Genomic DNA, 21,830 nt, shown 5'->3' on the forward strand with positions numbered 1-21,830 from the left:
CGGCTCCATCCGGCGGACCGCGCCCGTGACTTGACCTGAACGAGGGCGCGTCCGCGGCGGACGGCCCCTACGCTGAGGTCGTTTGATCACCGGCCACCCCCCAAGGAGACCCTGTGACGCCACCCCGGAAGCGGACCGCCGGACGGATCGCCGTCCTCCGGCGCGAAGCCGTGGTCACGACCGTTCCCGTCGCCGTCGCGGCGCTGCTGGCCGCCGCCGGCCCCGCCGCGGCCGGCACCGCCGGCTCCGCGGGCGCCGGCGACCCCTACTTCCCGCTCGAGGGAAACGGCGGCTACCACGTCGCCCACTACGACCTGTCCCTGCGGTACGACCCGCACGCCCGGCACCTCGACGGCCGGGCCGTGCTCACCGCCCGCGCCACCCAGCGGCTGACCCGGTTCGACCTCGACCTCGAGGGCCTGAAGGTCACCGGCGTCACCGTCGACCACGTCAAGGCGGCCTACCGCCGCGACGGCCAGGAACTCGTCATCACCCCGCGCTCCGCCCTGCGCAAGGGCCGCACCTTCCGCGTCGCCGTCGACTACGGCGGCACGCCACAGCCGGTGACCGACCCCGACGGCTCCCCCGACGGCTGGATCCCCACCGACGACGGTGCCTTCGTCGCCGGTGAACCGCAGGGCGCGATGACCTGGTTCCCGGCCAACGGCCACCCCAAGGACAAGTCGTCGTACGACTTCTCCCTCACCGTGCCCGAAGGACGCACCGCGGTCGCCAACGGCGTCTACCGCGGCCGGCACACCTCCCACGGCCGCACCACCTTCCGCTGGCGGCAGAGCGAGCCGATGGCCGCGTACCTGGCCACCGCCACCATCGGCACGTTCGACGTCGAGCGGTACACCACCCGCGACGGCATCGAGGTCTACAACGCCGTCGACCCGCGCGAGGCGGCCGCCGCCGCGCCCGTCCTGAAGAAGCTGCCGTCCGTCCTCGCCTGGGAGAGCCGGCTGTTCGGGCCGTACCCCTTCCGCGCGGCCGGCTCCATCGTGGACCACGCGCCGAATGTCGGATACGCCCTGGAGACCCAGACCCGGCCGGTCTACGACCGCGCGCCCGCCCTGAGCACCCTGGTCCACGAGAACGCCCACCAGTGGTTCGGCGACTCGGTCTCCCTGACCCGCTGGAAGGACATCTGGCTCAACGAGGGCTTCGCGACCTACGCCGAGTGGCTCTACAGCGAGCAGCACGGCGGCGACAGCGCCCAGAAGACCTTCGACGCGCTGTACGCCCGCCCGGCGAGCGACGGGCTGTGGGCCTATCCGCCCGGCGACCCCGGCGGCCCCGCGCACCTCTTCGGCACCCCGGTCTACGCCCGCGGCGCCATGGCCCTGCACGAACTGCGCCGGGCCGTCGGCGACCGGGCGTTCCTCCGCATCCTGCGCGCCTGGGCCGCGGGGCATCGTCACGGGCACGGCACCACCGCCCAGTTCACCGCGCTGGCCGAGCGGGTGTCGGGCAAGAACGTGGCCGGACTGCTCCACACCTGGCTGTACGAGCCGGGCAAGCCCCGCCGCGCCTGAGCGGCCGATCCGCCGGTACCGGGGCGCCCGCGCCGCCGATCCGCCGGGTCCGCGCGTCCGCCGCACGCGCGGCGGCCCGTCTTCCGCCCCCGGTGTCGCGGGGGCGGAAGACGGGCCGGAGGGCCGGAGGGCCGCTACGCGGTACGGCGCCGGGCGGCGGTGCGCCGCTTGAGGGCGCGGCGCTCGTTCTCGGTCGTCCCGCCCCACACGCCCATGGTCTGCCCGGTGTCCATCGCCCAGCGCAGACACTGCTCCTGCACGGGGCATCGCCGGCAGACCGACTTGGCCTGCTCCGCCTGCAGCAGCGCCGGTCCGGTGGTGCCGATCGGGAAGAAGAGGTCGGGGTCCTCCTGGCGGCACGCGGCGTGGTCTCGCCAGTTGTCCATAGAAAAGTCACCTGCGATCGAAAGTCGTCCGTGCCAAGGGTGTACTCGTCTTCGGGTGTCCGGACGACGCGGGGTGAAACAGTGCAGGTCGGCCACGACGAGACCTTCGCACAATCCCCACAAGGTCACTGCTCGCGCAGGCCCCACGGAGAGCCGTACTCCGTCAGCAGGTTGAGGAAGGGGAGCGCGGGGAACGCCTCGGGGCCCAGCACGCCGGTCCCCGACCAGGCGCCGCCCGCCAGGAGTTCGAGGGCCACGACGGGGTTCACGGCCGTCTGCCACACCACCGCCTGGCAGCCGTACTCCGCCATCGACCACTGGTTGTCGACCACGTGGTACAGGTACACCTCGCGCGGCGCGCCGTCCCGGGTGCCGCGCACCCAGGTGCCCGCGCAGGTCTTGCCGTGCATCCGGTCGCCCAGCGTCGCCGGGTCGGGCAGGCAGGCGGCGACCACGTCCCGGGGCGACACGGCGACCGGCCCGTCGGGGCCCGGCACGGTGACCGGCCCGGTGCGGTCCAGGCCCAGCCGGTGCAGGGTCTTCAGGGTGTCCACGAAGTCCCGGCCGAGGCCGTACTTGAAGGTGACCCGGCGCGCGTCGACCCAGCGCGGCACGAGCAGCACCTCCTCGTGCTCCACGTTCACGCACTCCACCTCCCCGATGCCCTCGGGGAAGTCGAACACCTCCGGCTCGCTGAACGGCTCGGTGGTGAACCAGCCGCGCCCGGCCTCGTAGACCACCGGCGGGTTCAGGCACTCCTCGATGGTGGTCCAGATGCTGAAGGACGGGGCGAAGTCGTATCCGTCGACGGTGAGGTTCGCGCCGTCCCGGACGCCGATCTCCTCGATCTCGTCGAAGAGTTCGTCGGCCGCGTACCGCGCGAACACGTCCGACAGGCCCGGTTCCACCCCCATGCCCACCAGCGCCAGCGCGCCCGCCTCCTCCCAGTCGGCCGCCGCGGCGAACTGCTCGTCGCCGAGTCTGACCCCGCACTCCTCGTACGGCCGCTCCGGGTGCGGCCGGGACAGGGACATCGCCATGTCGAGATAGCCGGCGCCGGCCGCGCGGGCGGCCCGGAACAGCGGCATGACGAAGCGCGGGTCGGTCGCGTTGAGCAGCACGTCGCACCGGTGCCGGGCCAGCAGGCCGGCCACCGCCGCCTCGTCGCCCGCGTCGACGCGCTCCGCGGCGAACCGGCCGTCGTCCCCGAGGGCCGCCACGGCGGCCTCGGCCCGCGCCCGGTCGTAGTCGGCGACGACCATCGTCTCGAAGAAGGCGCGCCGGGCCGCGATCCGGGTGATCGCGGTGCCCACGCCACCGGCTCCGACGAGCAGTACACGCATGACGGGAACTTCCTTTCGGTCTCGGGCCGGGGACCACCGTGCGGTCCCCGGCCGGGAAGGTCGAGGCGCGCCCTCGGCCGCCGATACAACGCGCCCCGGTCGCGTAAGGTCAATGGCGTTGGCATAAGCGGGGAGCCGAGAGCCCCGGAACCGAGGAGGCGGGATGCCGAAGACCGTGGTGCCCGAGGAGAAGCGGCGGCGGCGCCGGCCCACCCGCGGCGGCACCGTGCTGTCCGAGGGGCTGATCGTCGAGACCGCGCTGCGGCTGCTGCGCGAGCACGGCAGCGCCGGACTCACCGCCCGCCGGCTCGGCCTGGCGCTCGACTGCGACCCGAGCACCCTCTACCGGTACTTCCGCGGCATGGACGACCTGACCCTCGCCATCGGCGACGCGCTCGTCGGACAGGCCCTGCGGGACTGGGCGCCGACGGGGGAGTGGCGGGCGGACCTGCGCGCCGTCGGGCTGCGCATCCACGCGGTGTACGTCGCCCACCCGCAGGCCGCCCTGGTCACCACCAACCGGGTCACCGGCCGGGCCAACGAACTCGCCGCCGACGAGGCCGTCCTGGAGGTGCTGCGCGGCGCCGGCTTCCCGCTGCCGGACACCGTGCGCATCTACCACGCCTTCATCGACCAGACCCTGGCCTTCGCCGCCCTGGACGCCGCCTCCCTGGCGCTGCCGAGCGCCGCGCTGCGCGCCGACGACGCGATGTGGCGCTCCACCTACGCCCGGCTGCCCGCCGCCACCCACCCGCGCATCGCCGAGGCGGCCCCCCTCCTCGCCACCCGCATGGTCACCAGCGCCTACCCGACGGCCCTGGAGATGCTCCTGGACAGCGCGGCCGTCCGCCTGGAGGCGCTGCGCGACGCCCCGGCCTGAGCGCGGCCCCCAGGGCCCCGTGCCCGGGGCCCGGCCGGTGCTGCGACAGTGAGGGCGGACGACAAGATGTAACGAGCAATCAGGAAGCCTGGTGGACACGAGCGAGAGCCCCGACAGCAGCACCGCCGCCCCGGCCGCGACCGCCCCGGGCCCGGACGGACCCGTCCGGCGCGACCGGCGCCGCTGGGCCATGGACACGCGCCCGCTGCGCCGCCCCGCCTACCGCAGACTGTGGTCCTCCACCGTCGTCACCGCCGTGGGCAGCCAGCTCACCGCGGTGGCCGTGCCCCAGCAGATCTACGACATCACCGGCTCCTCGGCGTGGGTGGGGTGCGCGAGCCTCGCCGGGCTGCTGCCGATGGTCGTGTTCGCGCTGTGGGGCGGCGCGGTCGCCGACACCGTGGACCGCCGCAGGCTCCTGCTGGTCACCAACAGCGGCATCGCCGTCACCTCCCTGCTGTTCTGGCTGCAGGCCGTGACCCGCCTCGACTCGGTGGGCGCGCTGATGGCGCTGCTCGCCGTGCAGCAGGCCTTCTTCGGCCTCAACTCCCCGGCCCGCAACGCCTCGATCGCCCGGCTGGTCCCGGCGCACGAACTCCCCGCCGCGGGCGCCCTCGGCTCCACCGTCGCGCAGTCCGGGCTGGTGGCCGGGCCGCTGCTCGCCGGCGCGCTCATACCCGTCGTCGGGCTGCCCGAGCTCTATCTCGCCGACGCCGTCGCCCTGGGCGTCGCGGTCTGGGCGGTGCTGCGCCTGCCGCCGCTGCCACCGGCGGCGGGCGGCGGGGCACGCCGCGCCGGGCCGCGGGAGATCGCCGCCGGGTTCCGCTACATCGCGCGGCACAAGGTCCTGCTGCTGTCCTTCCTCGCGGACGTCGTCGCCATGGTCTTCGGCATGCCCCGCGCCCTGTTCCCGCAGCTCGCCGCCGAGACCTACGCCCCCTACGGCGAGGGTCTGGCGGTCGGTCTGCTGTTCGCGGCCGTCCCCGTCGGCGCCGTGGCCGGCGGGCTGTTCTCGGGCGCCTTCTCCCGGGCGCGCCGGCACGGCTGGATGGTCATCGGGTCGGTCACCGCGTGGGGAGCGGCCGTGGCCGGGTCCGGTCTGAGCTGCGATCTGTGGATCGCCGTGGCCTTCCTCGCCGCCGCCGGATTCGCCGACATGGTCTCCATGGTCTTTCGCGGCGCGATCCTGCTGTCCGCCGCCACCGACGAGATGCGCGGCCGGATGCAGGGCGTCTTCACCGTCGTCGTCGCGGGCGGCCCGCGCCTGGCGGACGTGCTGCACGGCACCGCCGGCTCGGCCTTCGGCCCCCGCGTGGCCGTGACGGGCGGCGGGCTGCTGGTCGTCGCCCTCTTGCTGGGCCTGGCCGCCGCCGTGCCCGCCCTGCGCCGCTACCGCGTCTGACGCGCCCGGCCCGAGCGCCGGGGCCGGGGCTACAGCGCGCCGCGCCGGGGAATCGAGTACTGCTCCAGCAGCTTGCCCCGGGTCATCTCCAGCCGGTGGGCGAGGATTTCGCAGACGGTCCGCACCAGCGACAGCCCGAGCAGCGGATCCTCCACGCACAGCGCGAGAACGGGCGGCGCCTCGAACTCGTAGGCGCGCACCTTGCTGAAGGCCTCGGCGCCGAAGTCCCACTGGTACGGCGGGAACAGCCAGGACCAGCCCAGCAGATCGCCCGCGCCGAGGCTCGCGACCGTCACCCGGCGCAGCGGCGTCACCCGCTGGTCGAGGTGGACCGCGCCGGAGCGGATGACCCAGAACCGGTCGGCCGTGCCGCCCGCCTCGAAGATCCGAGTGTCCTCGGGGAAGGAGACCTCCTTCGCCAGCTCCATCAGGCGCTCGCGCTGCGCGTGGGGGAGGGCGGTCAGCAGCTTTATCGCTTTGGTCATGACGCTGGGCTCCTCGCCGGCGATGGGTTCCGCGCATTTCCCTACGCCCATTTCAGCCGCTGCCGCCGCCCCGGGCACCTCGGCGGAGGCGAGGTCGATCCGGCGCGGCGCGGGCCGCCCGGCCGGGGGCGGACGAGGGCCGGCCGCCCCGGGGGCGGGGGACAGCGCCAGGGCATGAAAAAGCCCTGGCTGGACGGGGGAGACCAGCCAGGGCCGTTCGCGGCGGCGTACGGAGGACGGTGGGTCGACCCCGTCGCCGCGTATGTATGAACCGTAAACCATCTCGCTCGGGTTCGCGTAACCGGGAGCGGGTCAGGTGACCGGTTTCACTTTCAACCTCTCGTCGGGGGTGGCGCCCTCAGCCCTCCGCGTCGTGCCGACCGGGGGTGAGGATCTCGTCCAGCACCCGCAGGACGGTCTCGTAGGCCAGGACGCGGACCCCCGCCTCCTGCGCCGCCTCCGGATCCGTCGCCCCGAGATCGACCCGGCGGGCGCGCCATCTCCGCTCCTCGTCCCGCGCACAGCCCCTGGCGCGCTGGATCCGCCGCAACAGCTCATCTGAATCCACGACTTCGGTCATGTCCTGGCACCTACCCAGCGCGGGCGTCCCGACCACTCCCGGATGCGCCTCCGCCGGGACACGCCACCGCCGCGGCACGTCCCGTGAACCGGCAGGAGGTCCGCGGACCGGCCGGAGCCAGGTTTGGCCGGGCCCGGAGAGGTGAGCCGGAAAGGGTGAACCGCGGTGTCGGCGCCGCACGTGGGGTTCTTCGAGGCCGCACGCGTCGGGCGCACACGCACACCGCTTTCTTCCGGCCAGGTCCGGCTTCTACCTCTCATCAGCCAGGGAGCGAGGACATGTGCGAGGAGCACAGGACCCCACCCACCGACGATTTCCCGGGCGCGGGGCCGCCCGTGCCACCCGGCCCCGGGCCGCGCAAACCGGCCGAAGCGCGACGGGAGGTGGAACGCGCCGTCGCCGCCTGCTGCCGGGCCGGCCACGCCCCGTGCGACGCGCACGCCCTCGCGGACGCCCAGCTCGTCGCCTCGGAGCTCACCACCAACGCGATCCTGCACGGCGGCGGCGTGACCGACTTCCGCGTCGACGTCGACGGGTGCGGGGTGCGCGTCTGCGTGAGCGACCGCAGCGACCGCCTCCCGGTGGCCCGGCCACTCGTGGACCCGCTGGGGCGGCACCGGCCGAACGGCCGCGGCTGGCCGATCGTGTGTCGGCTGGCGCGCGAGGTCCAGGTCTCCGACCTGCCCTCCGGCGGCAAGTGCATCACCGCCGTCGTTCCCCTCTACTGACGTGGCCGTGGGTGTACCGGCCCGCCACGGTGATTGGCCGATGCAATTGTTTGCGGGAAGCGGAGTTTGCTCCCCCACCCCCAGGGCAGTCGGAATCTCGTGCTTCGGACCGGAGGCGCGCCGACGGAAGCGGGGGAGCTGCTCCGGAAGATCTTCCGGAGCACCGGACAGCTCACTTCTTCCGCGGTAATTCCCTGGAACCACCGTTCAGGAGCGATTCCGCATGCTCATCGAAATGTCGACAGGCCGTTCCGGTACGCCCGAGGACCAGGCCGCTCCCGCCCGGCGGCCGCACGACGACACCCCCGACACCATGGCCCTCTTCCACCGCCTGGCCGCGCTGGAGGACGGCCCCGAGCGGGACGCCGTGCGCGACGAACTCGTCACCGTCTGGCTCCCCATGGCCCATCGCATCGCGAGCCGCTTCCGCGACCGCGGGGAGTCGATCGAGGATCTGCGGCAGGTGGCGGCGCTGGGTCTGGTCAAGGCCATCGACCGCTTCGACCCGGACCGCGGGGCCTTCGAAAGCTACGCCGTCCCGACCGTCACCGGCGAGGTCAAGCGGCACTTCCGCGACCGGATGTGGGCGCTCAGGGTGCCCCGCCGGGTGCAGGAACTGCGCAACAAGGTGCGCGTCGCGCGCCGCGAACTGACCCAGAACCCGGGCAGCCCCGAGCCCTCCGTCGCCGACATAGCCGGCCACAGCGGGCTGACGGAGGAGGAGGTCGCCGCGGGAATGGAGGCCCTGGAGAGCTTCAGCACCCTCTCCCTGGACGCCGAACTGTCGTCCGCCGCCGAGGGCGACGGCTACAGCCTCGCCGACACCCTCGGCGCCGCCGACTCCTCCTACGACGTCGTCGTCGACCGCGAGTCGGCGAAGGAGGGCCTGCGCCGGCTGCCCGAACGTGAACGCGCCATTCTCTACATGCGTTTCTTCGAGGACATGACCCAGAGCCGCATCGCCGACCGGCTCGGCATCTCCCAGATGCACGTCTCCCGGCTCATCAGCCGCAGCTGCGCCCGGGTCCGGGCGGAGGTGCTGGCGGAGCGGGTGGCCCGCCGGGGCGACGGAAGCCGCCCGGCGTCCGCCTGACCTCCCACCGCGATCGCGGCCCCCCGCCCCCCGGCCCCACGGCGGAACCACTGCCTCCGCGACACGTGCCCGCGACACGGCCTCCGCGCGTCGGAGGCCGTGCCCGCCGGGCCGCGTATGTTCGCTTTCCGCCGGGGCATCCGGAGGGCGGGAGGTGCGGATGAAAACGAGTGTCACGGCCCGCAGCGGGCGCCTGAAGGCGCGGCGGGCGGCGAATGGCTCGGTGACGGAGGGGGCCGCCAGGGCGGGACTGACCGCCCGCGGAGTGATCTACCTGCTGGTCGGCGTGCTGGCCCTGCGCGTCGCCTTCGGCGACGGGAAGCACCAGGCGGACCGCAGCGGCGCCCTCGCCACGATCGCGGACGAGCCGTTCGGCTCGGTCCTGCTGTGGGCGCTGGGCATCGGCCTGGTCGGCATGGCCGTGTGGCGGCTGTCGGAGGCGGTGTTCGGCTCCGCGGGCGCCGACGGCCGCAAGGCGGGCAAGCGGCTGATGGCCGTCGTCCGGTGCGTCTTCTACGTGACCGTCGCCTGGTCGGTGCTGGCCTTCGCGGCGGGCTCCGGCGGAGGCGGGCGGTCCAGCGACGAGCAGTCCCGGGACCTGACCGCCCGGGCCCTGGACGTACCGGCCGGCCAGTGGCTCGTCGGCGCGGCCGGGGCCGGTGTCGTGATCGCCGGCGTGGTCATCGCGGTGCAGGCCGTGCGGCGCTCCTACCGCGACAAGATGAAGCTGGGGCAGATGTCGCCGAGGGTCCGGCGGCTGGTGGACGTCACCGGGGTGGGCGGCGGCGCCGCGCGCGGTCTGGTGTTCGTGGTCGCGGGCGGCTTCGCGGTCCGCGCCGCCGTCGACGCCCGGCCCGAGCGGGCCAAGGGGCTCGACGACACGCTGCGCTCCTTCGCCGGCACACCGGCCGGCCCGTGGCTGCTGGCACTGGTCGCCGCCGGGCTCGTGCTGTTCGGCCTGTTCTCCTTCGCGCTGGCGCGCTGGCGCCGGGTCTGACCCGCTCCGGCGGCCCGCGCGTCGCTTCGCCCGGGCCGCCGGAGCCACCCGCTTCACACCGTCTTCCCCGCGCGGGGTCTGAATCCGTCCCCGGCGGGGAACACGGAGCGGATGAACGAAGACGAGCTTCCGCCCGACGGCCGGGCCGTGGAGGTGTACCTCGACCTTCTCCGTGTCCGGATGCCCGAGGAGGACTACGAGCTGCTGCTCGACGTGGTCGACCCGGTGCTGCGCGCCCTCGACGAACGGGGGCCCGCGACGGTCGACTTCCCGCTGGAGGGAGCGCAGGCACAGGGTCTGCCCCAGGAGATACGGGACGAGGCCGCCCTGGTCATCGCCACCGCGGTGACCGGGAGGCTCGACAACGAGCTGGTCGTCCTCGACATCGACGAGACCGGTCCGGTCCGCGTGGTCACCGACGCGGTGACCGCCTCCGACCCGGACCGCCTCACCGAGATCGCCGACTACATCCGCGACCGGCACCGGGAGACCGAGGAACTGCGCGGCATCGCCGAAGTGAGCGACATGCCCACCGACTTCTGACCCGCTCCCGGGTCCTCGGCCCGCGGCCCACGCACCAGCGCCGCGGGCCTCGGCACCCGTGCTCCGGCCCGTGGTACGGCCCGGTCCCGTGACCGGCCGTACCACGGGCCGTCACTGCTTGCGCGCCGCGACCGGCACGCCCAGCGGGCGGGCCAGGCCCACCACCGCCTCGTCGAGACGCTGCAGATGCCGCAGCACGCGGCCCGTGATCCGGTCGTAGCGCCGGGCGCCGGACCCGTCGGTCTCCAGCAGGGAGGCGATGCTCGGCCCGGCCTCCACCTCGACGGTGGCGTGCTCGTCGGACACGTGCGCGCCGATCGCCGCGATGTTGCGCGTGATACGGCCGCAGGCCGGCCGCAGCCGGGGATCCGCCGCGATGGACGGGTGCGAGGGCAGCAGCTCGGCCGTCGCGGCCAGGGACCGCGCGTGGTACGCGCAGGTCTCCAGGAGCGCGACCACGTACTGCGCCGTGCTGCGCCGCGCCCGCAGCGGCGTGATCGGATGGGTCAGCGGCTGCGTAGCCGCCCGCAGATCGCCCAGCGCCCGGTCCAGGTCGCGGGCCTGGTCCAGAAGATCGGCCGGCGGGCCGCCGCTGAGCTGGTCCACCGCGGCGTCCGCCACGTCGGTGAGCCGCTCCAGCACCGTGCCGAGCAGGTCGTTCGTACGCAGGTCCGTGCGCACCGGCAGCACCAGCGCCGCCGCGACGACCCCGCAGGCCGCGCCGAGCGCGGTCTCCTCCACCCGCAGCACCAGCACCGACAGGCTGTAGGTGTGCAGCAGGGTGTACAGCAGGCCCAGCGCCGCGGTGACGAAGAACGACATCAGCGTGTACGACAGCGGCGCCGTGTAGAACATCGCGAAGACGAACACCAGCACCAGCGCCAGCGCCGTCCAGGTGTGGGGCCCGACCAGGCCCGCCAGCACGATACCGGCGACGACCCCGAGCACGGTGCCCAGCAGCCGGCGGTAGCCCTTCACCAGGATCTCGCCCGTGGACGAGGTGTTGATGAAGACGATCCAGCAGGTCAGCACCGCCCAGTACCAGCGCTGGCTGGAGAGGAACTCGCCGCCGACGATGGCCAGGGCCGAGCCCACGGAGACCTGCACGGCCGCGCGGGTGGTGGGCCGCCGCAGCCCGGTGGCCCGCTCCTCCTCGCCCTCGCTCTCCTCCGCGCCCTCGATGGCCGCGTTCTCCGCGTCCAGCTCCTCCCGAGAGCGGGCCGTCGCGGGGGTGTCGTCGGACTCGTCCTGCGGTCCGTCCAGCGCGATCCTGAGTCCCAGCACCGCCCGCGCCGCCTCGCCGACGGCCCGGAAGACGTCCTGCACGGCGGGCGTCGCCGGCGGCAGGTTCTCCTCCTCCCGGTAGCCGAGGAGCCGGTTGCGCACATGCGCCATCGCGGTGCCGCCACCCTCCCCGACAGGCCGCAGCACGAGCATCCGCAGCGCGGACAGATCACGGCGCAGCGTGTCGGCCTGCTCGTCCCGCACCGGCGACGGGCCGCCCGCGGGGGCGGGCGCGCCGGGCAGGTGCAGTGTGAGGGTGTTCGCGCGCTCGGCGCTGCGGGCGCCGAGCAGCATCAGGCCCAGCCGCTCGGCGGCGATCTCGGCGTCCGCGATCCGGCGTTGCACGGTGCGGGCGAATGCCTCGTCGGAGGTCCCCTCCTCCAGCCGGCCCTGGATCATCATGGCCGTCTCGTGCAGGCGGGCGGTGCGGTCCCGGACCTCCGCGAGGACCTTGTCCACCTCGTCGGGCCCGGCGTCGAGCAACGCGGTCTGCGCGGCCACCAGCTGGGCCAGACGGACGCGGAAGGCCTCGCGCAGCCGCTGCAGGATGCCCGCCGGCGTCTCGTACACCACCGCGAAGCGGACGAACGCGCTGCACGCGAACGCGAGGGCGATGACCCCGTACAGCCCGGGCAGCGTCGCCGGTGTCGCGCCGACGAACAGGGACAGGAAGTAGATCTGGAAACCGATCAGGCCGAGCGCGGTGCCCCGGTCGCCGAACCGGCGGCTGTAGACGGCACAGAAGATCAGCGCGACGAAGAAGAGGTCCCCGGCCACGACCCGGGTGTTGAGCAGGGCGCCCAGCGACACGGACACCAGCGCCACCAGCAGGCCGAGGGCGAGGGTGACGGCCTGCTCGGGGCGCTGCTTCTCCCGGATGGCGAAGGTGGCCACCATCGACGCGATCGCCCCGGCCACCAGGTGCGCCACCGGCGCGCGCAGCACGCCGAGCACGGCCAGGGTCAGGGCGATGGCGCCCGCCGTCCGTGATCCGGCCGCCAGCCTCAGCAGCCCGGGATCGGACGCCGTGATCCGATCCCTCAGACGCGCCCAGACCGGCCCCTCTGCTGCCCTCACGCCGCCGTACTCTCTCCCGCTCCACGTGATCATCCGCTCGTCCAGCATGACATGCCGCGGCCGGACCGCCCGCGGCGGTCCGGCCGCGCCGCGCGGGAGAGCGGGCCCGCTCCGTCAGACGTCCAGCGGCTGCGCCCGCCGCACGTGCTCGCCCACCTGCTCCGGCGTCAGGTAGGCGTCCGTGTACTCGAAGTCCTTCAGCTGGGCGGGCTTGCGGGCCTGGAAGCCGGTCCGCACGAAGTCGTCCCCGGCGACCGCGTTGAGCATCCAGTTCGTCAGGACGCGGGTCTTGGCGACGTTGGTGCGCAGCGCCCCCAGGTGGTAGCCGCGGGCCACCGCCTGCGCCGGCACCCCGCGCAGCTCCACGCCCAGCGGTTTGGACACGGCGTCCTTCCCGCCGAGATCGACGACGAGTCCCAGGTCCTTGTGCTCGTACGGCTGCAACGGCAGGCCGCGCAGGGCCGCGATGACGTTGTCGGCGACCTTCTTGCCCTGCCGCAGGGCGTGCTGCGCGGTCGGCGGGCAGACCGCGCCGTCGCCCTTGGCCAGATCGGGCACGGCGGCGGAGTCGCCGAGCGCGAAGACCCCGTCGTTGCCGGGCAGGCACATCTCGGCGGTGACCGCGAGTCGCCCCTTGACCGTCTCCGCGCCGAGCGTGGCCATCAGCGGGCTCGCCACCACGCCCGCCGTCCAGATCAGGGTGCGCGTGGGCACCACCCGGCCGTCGGTGAAGGTGACCTCCTCCGGCCCGGCCTTGGCGATGGAGACCCCGAGCGAGATCTCGATGCCGCGCCGCTTGAGCACCTCCTGGGCGCTGCGGCCCAGCTTGTCGCCCAGTTCCGGCATCAGCTTCGGCGCGATGTCGATGAGGTGCCACTTGATCAGGCCCGGGTCCAGCCGCGGATAGCGCTTCACGGCGGCGTGCGTCAGACGCTGCAGGCACGCGGCGGTCTCGGTGCCGGCGTACCCGCCGCCGACGACCACGAACTGCAGCCGCGAGGCGCGCTCGGCGGGGTCCTCACTGGCGTCGGCCAGGTCGAGCTGGGAGATGACGTGGTCGCGGATGTAGGCGGCCTCGGCGAGCGTCTTCATGCCGAAGGCGTGCTCCGTCAGGCCCGGGATGTCGAACGTCCGGGTCACACTCCCGGGCGCCAGCACGATGTAGTCGTACGGCTCGTCGACGATCTGGTCGGTGATGGTGCGGATGACGCACACCTTGGCCTTCAGGTCCACACCGATGGCTCCGCCCGGGATGATGCGGGTGCGGTACCTCTTGCTGCGGCGCAGGGACACGGCGATCGACTGGGGCGTCAGCACGCCGGAGGCGACCTGGGGCAGCAGCGGCAGGTAGAGCTGGTAGGCGAACGGCGTCACCAGGGTGACGTCGGCCTCGTCGGGGCCGAGTTTGCGTTCCAGGCGGCGGACGCACTCCACTCCGGCGAAGCCGGCGCCCACCACCAGGATCCTGGGTCGTGTCACGGTGTTCTTCCCTTCTGCGGCTCCGGGCGGTCCGGCTCTCTTCCGGGCGCCTGCCCCTGGGCCGCCGCTTCGCACCTCTTCGGTCCCGCCGCGCCGCCGGCCGTCCGCCCGCCGCCGGACACGGTCCTTCCAGGCGGGTTCCCAAGATCGGGCCTCGTATCGCGGCACATGCCGGTCGTGTAGTCCGTGGCCTTTCGGGTAGCCCGACGTACATGACAAGTGGCGTGGCCGAGGGGAACTGACGTGTCCTGCGAACAGGGGCCCGAGCAGTGGGACCGAATCGCCCGGGGGGTGGTGGACGCCGTCGAGTGCGTCGTCGCGCTCTGGTTCTCCGCGGCCGAGGAGATCACCCCGGGGCTGCCCGCCCGTCAGCTGGTCGCGCTGAAGACCGTCCGTCACCGGCCCGAGCTCAATCTGACCGGGCTGGCCGAGCACCTCGGCATCGGCCTGCCCACCGCCAGCAGGCTGTGCGACCGGCTGGAGGCCGCGGGCCTGCTGGAACGCACCCTCCAGCCGCACAACCGGCGCGAGGTGCAGCTGGTGGTGACCGCCCACGGGCAGCGGCTGCTCGCGGAGGTCACCGAGGGACGCGTACGCCGTCTCGCCGACGTGTTCCGGACCATGACACCGGAGCAGTGCGCGGCGCTGCACCAGGGGCTGCTCGCCTTCCACCGGGCGCACACCGCCCCGCACGACCGGCCACTGCCGCCCGGCTGACCGGGGACGGCCCGTCCCGCTGCGCGGACCGGGCGGGGCCGCTCAGCGAGCCCGGCCCTTCGCCCCCGCCACCGGGCGCCCCTCCAGTTCGGCTCCGCTGTCGATGTGGCACAGCAGCAGGCAGACGTCGTCGTCGCGCTCGGAGTCGCTCAGCAGCGGGGGCAGCAGCCGGTCCGCCGAGCCGCCGAGGTCGGCGTCCAGGTCCGCCGAGTCGCACGCCCCGAGCGCCGCCGCGAGCCGCTCGATGCCCGGGTCTATGCCCTGCGCGCGCCGCTCCACCAGGCCGTCGGTGTACAGCGCCAGCGTCGCGCCGGGGGAGAGGCGGACGGTGTGGTCCCGGATCTCCTGCCGCAGCGGGATGCCGAGCATCGCGCCGGGCTTGGCGTCGAGGACCCGCACCCGGCCGTCGGGCATCCGCAGCACCGGCGGCGGATGGCCCGCGGCGGCCCAGGTGAGCGTCGGATCGCCGGGACGGAACCGCGCGATGACCGCGGTGGCGAACAGGTCGGGCTGCAGATGGTGCAGGAACGTGTGCAGCTGGGTCAGCAGCTGTCCCGGGCTGCCGCCGTCGACGGCGTAGGCCCGCAGCGCCGTGCGCAACTGGCTCATCATCACGGCCGCGTGCAGCCCGTGCCCGGTCACGTCGCCGATCACGGTGATCAGGCTCCCGTCGGGCTGCCGGAACGCGTCGTACCAGTCACCGCCGATGTTGAGGCCGTGGGTGGCCGGCAGATAGCGGGCGGCCAGTCCCAGCCCGGGGGTGGTGGGCAGGTCGGTGAGCAGGGCCCGCTGGAGGGTCTCGGCGATGTCGCGGTTGTGCTCGAAGCGCCGCGCGTTGTCTATGGCGATGCTGGCGCGCCGGGTGAGCTCGATCAGCATCACGGCGTCGTCGGGGTCCCAGCGCTGTCCGGGAGGCGAGAGCGTCAGCACGCCCAGCGGCGCCCCCCGGGTGGGCAGCGGAACGCACAGCAGGGGCCGCTCCGGATCCAGTGCGGACGGCGGCTGGTCGTCGACTCCCGGCAGGCCGCCGGGGTGGTCGGCGGCGTACTGCGGCCGCCCGGTGCGGGCCGCGATCACGGCGGCGGCGGGGCGGGGCGCGGAGCGCTGCCGTTCGTCCTCCTGCTCGAACAGCCAGACGTCGACGCTGCTGGCGTACTCGGGGACCAGCAGGTCGGGCAGGCGGCGCACGATCTCGTCGTGGTTGAGCGAGGCGGTCAGAACGGCGCTGGCGTCCGCCAGGAAGGTCAGCCGGCGGCGCGCGGCCTCCGCCTCGGTGCGCGCCTTGCGCTCGGCGGCGAAGGCCTCCCGCTGGGCCCGTCCCGCGGCGTCGAGCTCGCCGTGCAGCGCCAGGACGCCCTGGTTGGTCTGGTGCAGCTCCTCCCGGTGGAAGGAGACCAGTTCCTCCTGCTCGGCGAGCTTCTCCAGGGTCAGCGCGGTGTCCTCGTCGGCCCCGAGCAGCGCCTCCGCCAGCGTGGCCGGGTCGTCCGGCACCTCGCCGTCCGGGGTGACCGCGGCCTCGGAGCAGGTGACCGTCGTGTGCCACGGGGGCTCCCCGGCGGGGCCGGTGCCGGGGGAGGGGGTCACGGTGGCGTGCAGCAGCCCGTCCCCGCCGGCGGGCGCGGGGGCCTCCAGGTCCAGCTGCCAGGTGCCGCCCTTGGTGAGGCACTGCCGCAGGTGGGCGCTGAGGGCGGTGGCCAGGCGGGTCCGTTCGAGCGTGGGCACGCCGTACGCGGCGGCCAGCCGCGCGGTGGCGATGCGGGCCCGGGCCGCGTCGGTGACGTCGGTGATCTGCCAAGTGCGCTTCATGGGCGGTCCGGCGGGGTCGGAGTCAGGACGGCCACGGTGGTGTCGTCCCGTACCGGGTGGGCGGGGCTGCTGGTGTCGCGGAGGATCACGGCGGCCGTCACGGCGGGATCGGCCGTCGGCAGGACGGGTCCGGACGGGGGCGTCCAGCGGCTCGGCAGGCCGTCGCTGTGCAGGATCAGCAGCCGGTCCGCCGTCCAGGGCGCCTCGTGCTCGGTCAGGGTGGCGGGCCGGTGCAGACCGACGATGCCGGGCCGCGACAGCAGGGCGCGCCAGCCGTCGCCCTCGCGCAGCCGCGCCCCGATGTTGCCGATGCCGGCGAAGCGCAGGAGCCCGGTCCGCAGGTCGAGCTGGGCCAGGGCGACGGCCGCACCCCGTGTGGCGCGCAGCGCCTCGTCGAGCCGGGCGAGGAGTCCGGCGGGCCGGAGGTGCGCCGCGCACTGCAGTGTCCGCACCGCCGCGGACGAGGCGCGGGCCGCCTCCGGGCCGTGGCCGAGCCCGTCGGCCAGCATCAGGGTCAGCCGGTCCCCGGACCGCACCCAGGCCCAGGCGTCACCGGAGTACGCGGCTCCGGCGAAGGGGACGTTGACCCCGCCGGCCCGCACCTGTGCCGGCAGTTCCGGGCCGTCCGGGTGGTCCTCGGGCGCCGGATCGGGACCGTCCCGCCGCGGGGCCGCGGGGCCGATCCGGGCGAGCGCCACGGTGCCCCGGCCGGCCGCGCTGTGCAGGGCGAAGTCGTCGGCGACACGCCGACAGGTGCCGAGGCCGGCGCCGAGCGAGCGGGCGGTGGAGAAGCCGTCCCGCTGGGCCGCACAGACGTCGGCCATGCCCGGGCCGTGGTCGATGGCGGTGATCTGCACGAGCGACGAATGCCCCGAGCCCGTCCGCGCAACCGGAGGCGCGACGACGTCGACGAGGACCTGGCCCCCGCCGGCGTGCTTGAGCAGGTTCGTGGCCAGCTCCGTCGCCACCAGCGCCGCGGCCGCCGTACGCCGCTCGTCGAGCCCGGCGAGCGCCGCGGCGCCCTCGGCGGCGACCCGGGCGTCGCGCACCCGGGTCGAGTCGTGCACCGGAACGTCCCACAGCCGCGGCATCAGGACTCCTCGCGCGGATGCGGGGGACGGGCCACCCAGGAGGTCACGGTGACCGTCGTACCGGCGCCGGGAGCGCTGTCGACGGTGAACTCGTGCACCAGGCGGCGCGCACCGCCCAGCCCCATGCCCAGACCGCCGCCGGAGGTGTAGCCGTCGGTCAGCGCCCGGTTCAGGTCCGCGATGCCCGGCCCCTCGTCGCGGAAGGTCAGCCTGAGCCCGTGGGTCCGGCCGGTGACGACGTGGTCCGCCTCCATCTCCCCGCCCCCGCCGTGCACCAGCGTGTTGCGGGCCAGTTCGCTGGCCGCGGTGACCAGCTTGGTCTGGTCGACCAGGCCGAAGCCGAGCCGCCCGGCCGCCTGGCGCACGTGCTGGCGCACCCACACCAGGTCCCGGTCCGAGCGGATCGGCAGGCAGGCCCGGATGTCCGCGGCGGTCTCCATCAGGCCCTCCCCGGGGAGGTGCCGCCGGGGCCGGCGGCGGGCTCCTGCCCGGCGAGCAGCCGCAGGGCGTCCTCGGTGTCGAGCGCGGTGCGCAGTCCGGGCAGGGTCAGGCCCAGCTCGACCAGGGTGATCGCGACCGCGGGACGCATGCCGGACACCACGGTCCGCGCGGCCAGCAGCCCGGCCCTGCCCGCGATCTCGGCCAGGACGCGCCCCAGGTAGGAGTCGACGACCTCCACGCCGGAGATGTCGATGACCACGCCGGTGGCGCGGGTACGGACGACGGTCTCGCCGATGTCCCGCTGGAGCCGTTCCGCCGCGCTGTCGTACAGATCTCCCTGCAGGGTGATCAGGAGCACGTCACCGAGCCGGAGCACCGGGACGTGCCCCGTGGCGGACCGGTCGAAGTCGTCGATCACCGCTGACCCACAGCGTCCGGTACCGTCGGGGTGACGATGTCCGTGCCCAGCCGGCGCAGGGCGTGCGCCAGGGCGTCGGCGAGGGTCGCGCGGGTGACGACCGTGCCCAGGTCCAGGCCGAGGTGGACGATGGTCTGCGCGATGGCGGGCCGGATCCCGGAGACCACGCACTCCGCGCCCATCAGCCGGGCGGCCGCGACCGTCTTCATCAGATGCTGGGCCACCAGCGAGTCGACGGTCGGCACCCCGGTGATGTCGAGGATCGCGAAGCGGGCCCGCTGCTCGACGACCGCCTCCAGCAGGCTCTCCATCACCACCTGGCTGCGTGCGCTGTCGAGCGTCCCGATCAGCGGGACCGCCACGACGCCGTCCCACAGGCTGACGACCGGGGTGGCCGCCTCCAGCAGCTGGAGCCGCTGCCGGTCGATGAGGGCCTGGCCGTCGCTCAGCGCCGCCTGCTGCACCACCAGCCGCAGCGTGCCCATGAGCACCGTCAGGGCGTTGGCGCACTCGCGCAGCCACTCGGCGGGGGCGTCGGCGAGGTCGGCGACGAGCAGCTCCACCACGGGCGGCCGCAGCGCGTCCACGTCGTTCGACACCTGCGAGGGGGTCAGGCCGGTCCGGGACCGCGCGGCCCCCATCCGGGCCAGCTGCTCCCGCACCACGGCGAAACCGTCGTCCGCCGGGTCCGCGACGTGCCCGGAGGCGGCGACCCTGGCCAGGGCGTCGGCCACGTCCCGGCCCGCCTCCTCCGCCTCGTCCCGGGAGACCGTGAACACGGCACGGAAGAGGGCCTCGTCTGCCCACCGCTGGGCGATCTGCTCCCGGCGGCGGCGCAGGAACTCCCCGACCTCGCGCGTCGGCGATCCGTGCTGCTCCACCGCTTCCTGCTCCGGCACCTAGCTCCACTCCTCATCCGCTGGCACCGCAGGACCCGCTGGTGGCAGCGGGGCGGCGGTGCGACCTTTGCCGGGCGACAACTGTAACCACGGGCCCACCTCGTACGACACCTCGTCCCGTACGCACGATCCGGTCGGGGCACGGCATGCGCCCCTCACTCGTACGCGTGTGCGAAGTCGAAGTCGCTGTTCGGGCCGGTGGTCCGGGGTGCCGGCCTACGGCGGGGGCTGCTTGCCGAACCAGTCGACGCAGACGACCAGCGCGTCGTCGTCCGGCTCGGGTCTGCCGCGGTGCCCGGTCAGCTGCCGCAGCACCGCCGCGGGCACCTCGGGCGCCGGCAGCAGCCCGGCCGACGTGATGGCCCGGTTCAGCGCCCGCTCGCCGTACTCCTCGCCGCCGGGCGCGGCGACGCCGTAGACCCCGTCGCTCACGAAGACCAGCCGGTCACCGGGCCGGAGCGCGAACTCCTGGGGGATGTAGTCGGTCTCCTCGAACATGCCGAGCGGCAGTTGCTGCTCGAACGGCACGGGCGTCACGGAGCGGTCACGCACCCGGAGCATCCGCGGCGAGCCCGCGTCGACCACCTGCAGCCGGCCGGTGGACAGCTCCAGGTCCAGCAGCAGCACCGACAGGTAGGCCGCCCCGCGGTAGTGCGCGTAGATCGCCTGGTCGGCGAGGGCCGCCTGGTCCGCGAGGGGAATGCCCGCCCGGCGCGCGTTGCGCAGCGCGTTGAGCCCGAGGTTGGTCAGCAGCGACGCCTCGATGCCCTCGCCCATGCCGTTGGTGACGTAGAGGATCAGCCGGTCGGCGGAGACGCTCCAGTCGAAGTTGTCGCCGAAGACCGCATAGGCCGGCTCCAGCTGGGCACCCAGCGCGTACTGGGGGCCGGAGCAGGAGCGGGCCGGCAGCAGCTGCCACTGCATCTCGGCCGCCAGGGTGAGCCGGTCCCGGCGGCGGGCCCGCACGAAGAGGTCCGTGTCGCGTTCGGCCACGACCACCTCGTGGCCCAGCGACCGGGCCAGCTCGCCGAGCTCGGCGAGCGGCTCACCGCTCGCCGCCGCCGAGGGGACGGTGACGGACAGCACGCCGAGCCGGTCGCCGCGCACGGTGACGGGCAGGTGCACCCGCCTCAGGCCGCCGCCGAGCTCCTCGGTGAACGGCTCCTGCGCGCCGAACGCGCGGCCGGCCGGGCTGCCGTGCACCGGCAGCGGGTCCGCGACCTGCGGCGAGTCCGCCACGGGCTGCAGCACGGCCAGCCCGTAGTCGGCCATCAGGAACTCGACGTCCCGCGCCGCGTACTGGCTGCACAGCACGTCGCGGAGGGCGTCCACCACCTGGTGCGGAGCCGCGGAGCGCAGGGCGCGCTCGGCGGCCACGAGTCTGTTCACGATGTCGGTTACGCCATTCTCTGTGATGCTGCCGCGCCGCGTCCGTGCCGTGGTGGCGGCGGCCCCGTCGTTTCCATGGTGGTCCGTGTCCGGACCGCTGTCCCGTCCTCGGTGGGCTGACAGGGTCCGGGAAGCCTGCGAGAGTGTGACCGTGACGTCCTCCTACCCGCGCCCGCACCCCCCTGAGGCGGCGCGTGTGACCTCGGAGACGGCCGAGCTGCTGGAGGTGCTGTGGGGACGCGCCTCGACGGCGCCGGTGTCCGCCTCGCAGTTGCGCGTGCTGTTCATCCTGGAGCACAACGAAGGCATCAACCTGCGCACCCTCGCCGACGCGCTGGGCTCCACGCCGCCGTCGACGAGCCGGCTGTGCGACCGCCTGGAGGCGGTGGGCTTCGTCCGGCGGCAGACCGCCGCCAGCAGCCGCCGCGAGGTGCAGCTGGAACTCAGCCGCCACGGCCGGGCCTTCCTGGCCGACCTGCGCGGCCGCCGGGAGGCGGAGCTGCAGTCGGTCCTCGAGCGCATGCCCGTCGCGCAGCGGACCGCGCTGCTGACCGGGCTCGAGGCGTTCTGCGACGCCGCGGCGGCGCAGATCCACGGCGGCGGCGCCGCGGACGACGCCCGCACGGCCTGACGGCCTCCTCGCCGGCACATCTGTGGTCCCTCCCGTGTGACTGAACCCGCTCACTTTGTTGCCTCACGGGTACAGTTGTCAAACGACAACTGTTGCCCGTGCGGGCACGCCTCCTCCCGCGAACCGCCCGGGGCGTGTCCGGCTCGTCAGGCCTGCTGGTCCCCCGGCTCCTCGGGCCGCCCCGGCTCCTTGTCCACCAGGGCCAGCGCCTCGTCCACGTCCTCCGAGACCGGCACCGTGATGCTGACCCCGGTGAGGTCGAGAATCCGCCGCACCGCGGGCGTGGGCCCGATGATGTGCACGCTGCCCGGCTTGTCGCGGACCTCCTGGTACACGCGCAGGATGATGTTCATCCCGGAGGAGTCCATGAAGGGGACGCCGGAGAGGTCGAGCAGGAAGTGCCGGCGGCCGTGGTGGAGCTGGTTGGCCAGATGCGCCTGCAGCTCGGTCGCGGTGTCTACGTCCAGGTACCCCTCGACCGTGAGCAGGGCGACGTCCTCACGGGGGACGGTGACCTCGACGGACAGAGGATTCTGGGCAATGGGCACGGGTACCTCCAACGGGTGCAGACGGCCAGGGGCTGGTTACCCCTGCCGGCGCCTTCGATGCACCCCGAATGCGCC

General features: G+C 74.2%; 22 protein-coding genes. 9 read left to right on the plus strand and 13 right to left on the minus strand.

Annotation, left to right across the window (positions count from 1 at the left end; genetic code table 11):
* Nucleotides 1-113 precede the first annotated feature (113 nt).
* Nucleotides 114-1,538, plus strand: a complete 1,425-nt coding sequence (locus tag ACIPM1_RS08285) for a M1 family metallopeptidase (RefSeq protein WP_402430604.1) — start codon at nt 114-116, stop codon at nt 1,536-1,538.
* 134 nt (nt 1,539-1,672) lie between these two features.
* Here ACIPM1_RS08285 and ACIPM1_RS08290 read toward each other — a convergent pair whose 3' ends face one another.
* Together ACIPM1_RS08290 and ACIPM1_RS08295 are read right to left on the minus strand one after the other, a co-directional pair.
* Nucleotides 1,673-1,924 (minus strand): WhiB family transcriptional regulator, encoded by a 252-nt coding sequence (locus ACIPM1_RS08290; protein WP_402430607.1) that lies wholly within the window; start codon nt 1,922-1,924, stop codon nt 1,673-1,675.
* Between the two features lie 125 nt (nt 1,925-2,049).
* Nucleotides 2,050-3,267 carry a saccharopine dehydrogenase C-terminal domain-containing protein gene (locus ACIPM1_RS08295; protein ID WP_356194020.1) on the minus strand — a complete coding sequence of 406 codons (1,218 nt, stop codon included), beginning with the start codon at nt 3,265-3,267 and terminating at the stop codon, nt 2,050-2,052.
* A 163-nt stretch (nt 3,268-3,430) separates the two neighbouring features.
* Here ACIPM1_RS08295 and ACIPM1_RS08300 point away from each other — a divergent pair, with 163 nt between their 5' ends.
* Nucleotides 3,431-4,147, plus strand: coding sequence for a TetR/AcrR family transcriptional regulator (locus ACIPM1_RS08300; RefSeq protein WP_402430611.1), 717 nt, complete (start codon nt 3,431-3,433; stop codon nt 4,145-4,147).
* Nucleotides 4,148-4,238: 91 nt separating this feature from the next.
* Nucleotides 4,239-5,549, plus strand: a complete 1,311-nt coding sequence (locus ACIPM1_RS08305) for an MFS transporter (RefSeq protein WP_402430613.1) — start codon at nt 4,239-4,241, stop codon at nt 5,547-5,549.
* 29 nt (nt 5,550-5,578) lie between these two features.
* Here ACIPM1_RS08305 and ACIPM1_RS08310 read toward each other — a convergent pair whose 3' ends face one another.
* Entirely contained in the window at nt 5,579-6,034 is a 456-nt protein-coding gene (locus ACIPM1_RS08310; protein ID WP_356194026.1) for a cyclic nucleotide-binding domain-containing protein, read from the minus strand.
* Between the two features lie 358 nt (nt 6,035-6,392).
* Complete coding sequence (locus tag ACIPM1_RS08315; protein ID WP_356194028.1) at nt 6,393-6,614, minus strand: 3-deoxy-D-manno-octulosonic acid transferase; 222 nt, start codon at nt 6,612-6,614, stop codon at nt 6,393-6,395.
* 278 nt (nt 6,615-6,892) lie between these two features.
* Between ACIPM1_RS08315 and ACIPM1_RS08320 the strand changes: the two genes are divergently transcribed.
* The 4 genes from ACIPM1_RS08320 (at nt 6,893) to ACIPM1_RS08335 (ending at nt 9,975) form a co-directional block, all read left to right on the plus strand.
* A complete protein-coding gene (locus tag ACIPM1_RS08320; protein WP_402430616.1) occupies nt 6,893-7,342 on the plus strand; it encodes an ATP-binding protein in 450 nt (149 codons plus the stop codon).
* A gap of 223 nt (nt 7,343-7,565) precedes the next feature.
* Nucleotides 7,566-8,435, plus strand: a complete 870-nt coding sequence (locus ACIPM1_RS08325; protein WP_402430619.1) for a SigB/SigF/SigG family RNA polymerase sigma factor — start codon at nt 7,566-7,568, stop codon at nt 8,433-8,435.
* A gap of 160 nt (nt 8,436-8,595) precedes the next feature.
* A complete protein-coding gene (locus tag ACIPM1_RS08330; RefSeq protein WP_402430622.1) occupies nt 8,596-9,432 on the plus strand; it encodes a DUF1206 domain-containing protein in 837 nt (278 codons plus the stop codon).
* Nucleotides 9,433-9,543: 111 nt separating this feature from the next.
* Complete coding sequence (locus tag ACIPM1_RS08335; protein ID WP_356194037.1) at nt 9,544-9,975, plus strand: hypothetical protein; 432 nt, start codon at nt 9,544-9,546, stop codon at nt 9,973-9,975.
* Nucleotides 9,976-10,086: 111 nt separating this feature from the next.
* Here the strand turns inward: ACIPM1_RS08335 and ACIPM1_RS08340 are convergent, their stop codons facing one another.
* A complete protein-coding gene (locus ACIPM1_RS08340; protein WP_402430625.1) occupies nt 10,087-12,369 on the minus strand; it encodes an FUSC family protein in 2,283 nt (760 codons plus the stop codon).
* Between the two features lie 81 nt (nt 12,370-12,450).
* Nucleotides 12,451-13,815 carry an NAD(P)/FAD-dependent oxidoreductase gene (locus ACIPM1_RS08345; protein WP_402430628.1) on the minus strand — a complete coding sequence of 455 codons (1,365 nt, stop codon included), beginning with the start codon at nt 13,813-13,815 and terminating at the stop codon, nt 12,451-12,453.
* 243 nt (nt 13,816-14,058) lie between these two features.
* Between ACIPM1_RS08345 and ACIPM1_RS08350 the strand changes: the two genes are divergently transcribed.
* Nucleotides 14,059-14,532 carry a MarR family winged helix-turn-helix transcriptional regulator gene (locus tag ACIPM1_RS08350; RefSeq protein ID WP_402430631.1) on the plus strand — a complete coding sequence of 158 codons (474 nt, stop codon included), beginning with the start codon at nt 14,059-14,061 and terminating at the stop codon, nt 14,530-14,532.
* A gap of 42 nt (nt 14,533-14,574) precedes the next feature.
* Here the strand turns inward: ACIPM1_RS08350 and ACIPM1_RS08355 are convergent, their stop codons facing one another.
* The 6 genes from ACIPM1_RS08355 to ACIPM1_RS08380 form a co-directional block, all read right to left on the minus strand.
* Nucleotides 14,575-16,338 (minus strand): PP2C family protein-serine/threonine phosphatase, encoded by a 1,764-nt coding sequence (locus ACIPM1_RS08355; RefSeq protein WP_402430633.1) that lies wholly within the window; start codon nt 16,336-16,338, stop codon nt 14,575-14,577.
* Nucleotides 16,335-17,429, minus strand: a complete 1,095-nt coding sequence (locus tag ACIPM1_RS08360; protein WP_402430636.1) for a SpoIIE family protein phosphatase — start codon at nt 17,427-17,429, stop codon at nt 16,335-16,337. The genes ACIPM1_RS08355 and ACIPM1_RS08360 overlap by 4 nt, the downstream gene beginning before the upstream one ends.
* Nucleotides 17,429-17,869: an anti-sigma regulatory factor gene (locus tag ACIPM1_RS08365; protein WP_402430639.1), complete on the minus strand. Its 441-nt coding sequence runs from the start codon at nt 17,867-17,869 to the stop codon at nt 17,429-17,431. The genes ACIPM1_RS08360 and ACIPM1_RS08365 overlap by 1 nt, the downstream gene beginning before the upstream one ends.
* Nucleotides 17,869-18,288: an STAS domain-containing protein gene (locus ACIPM1_RS08370; protein ID WP_402430642.1), complete on the minus strand. Its 420-nt coding sequence runs from the start codon at nt 18,286-18,288 to the stop codon at nt 17,869-17,871. Before ACIPM1_RS08370 ends, ACIPM1_RS08365 begins: the two co-directional genes overlap by 1 nt.
* Entirely contained in the window at nt 18,285-19,187 is a 903-nt protein-coding gene (locus tag ACIPM1_RS08375; RefSeq protein ID WP_402430645.1) for an STAS domain-containing protein, read from the minus strand. The genes ACIPM1_RS08370 and ACIPM1_RS08375 overlap by 4 nt, the downstream gene beginning before the upstream one ends.
* A gap of 216 nt (nt 19,188-19,403) precedes the next feature.
* Nucleotides 19,404-20,576 carry a PP2C family protein-serine/threonine phosphatase gene (locus ACIPM1_RS08380; RefSeq protein WP_402430648.1) on the minus strand — a complete coding sequence of 391 codons (1,173 nt, stop codon included), beginning with the start codon at nt 20,574-20,576 and terminating at the stop codon, nt 19,404-19,406.
* Nucleotides 20,577-20,721: 145 nt separating this feature from the next.
* Between ACIPM1_RS08380 and ACIPM1_RS08385 the strand changes: the two genes are divergently transcribed.
* On the plus strand, nt 20,722-21,207 hold the full coding sequence (locus ACIPM1_RS08385; RefSeq protein WP_402430650.1) for a MarR family winged helix-turn-helix transcriptional regulator: 486 nt from the start codon (nt 20,722-20,724) through the stop codon (nt 21,205-21,207).
* A 146-nt stretch (nt 21,208-21,353) separates the two neighbouring features.
* On the opposite strand, the gene ACIPM1_RS08390 is transcribed toward ACIPM1_RS08385, so the two are convergent.
* Nucleotides 21,354-21,755 carry an STAS domain-containing protein gene (locus ACIPM1_RS08390; RefSeq protein ID WP_356194063.1) on the minus strand — a complete coding sequence of 134 codons (402 nt, stop codon included), beginning with the start codon at nt 21,753-21,755 and terminating at the stop codon, nt 21,354-21,356.
* Between the last annotated feature and the right edge of the window lie 75 nt (nt 21,756-21,830).

Origin of the sequence: Streptomyces sp. NPDC086766 (assembly GCF_044746005.1) — a bacterium.
In the GTDB taxonomy this organism is placed as follows: Bacteria; Actinomycetota; Actinomycetes; order Streptomycetales; family Streptomycetaceae; genus Streptomyces.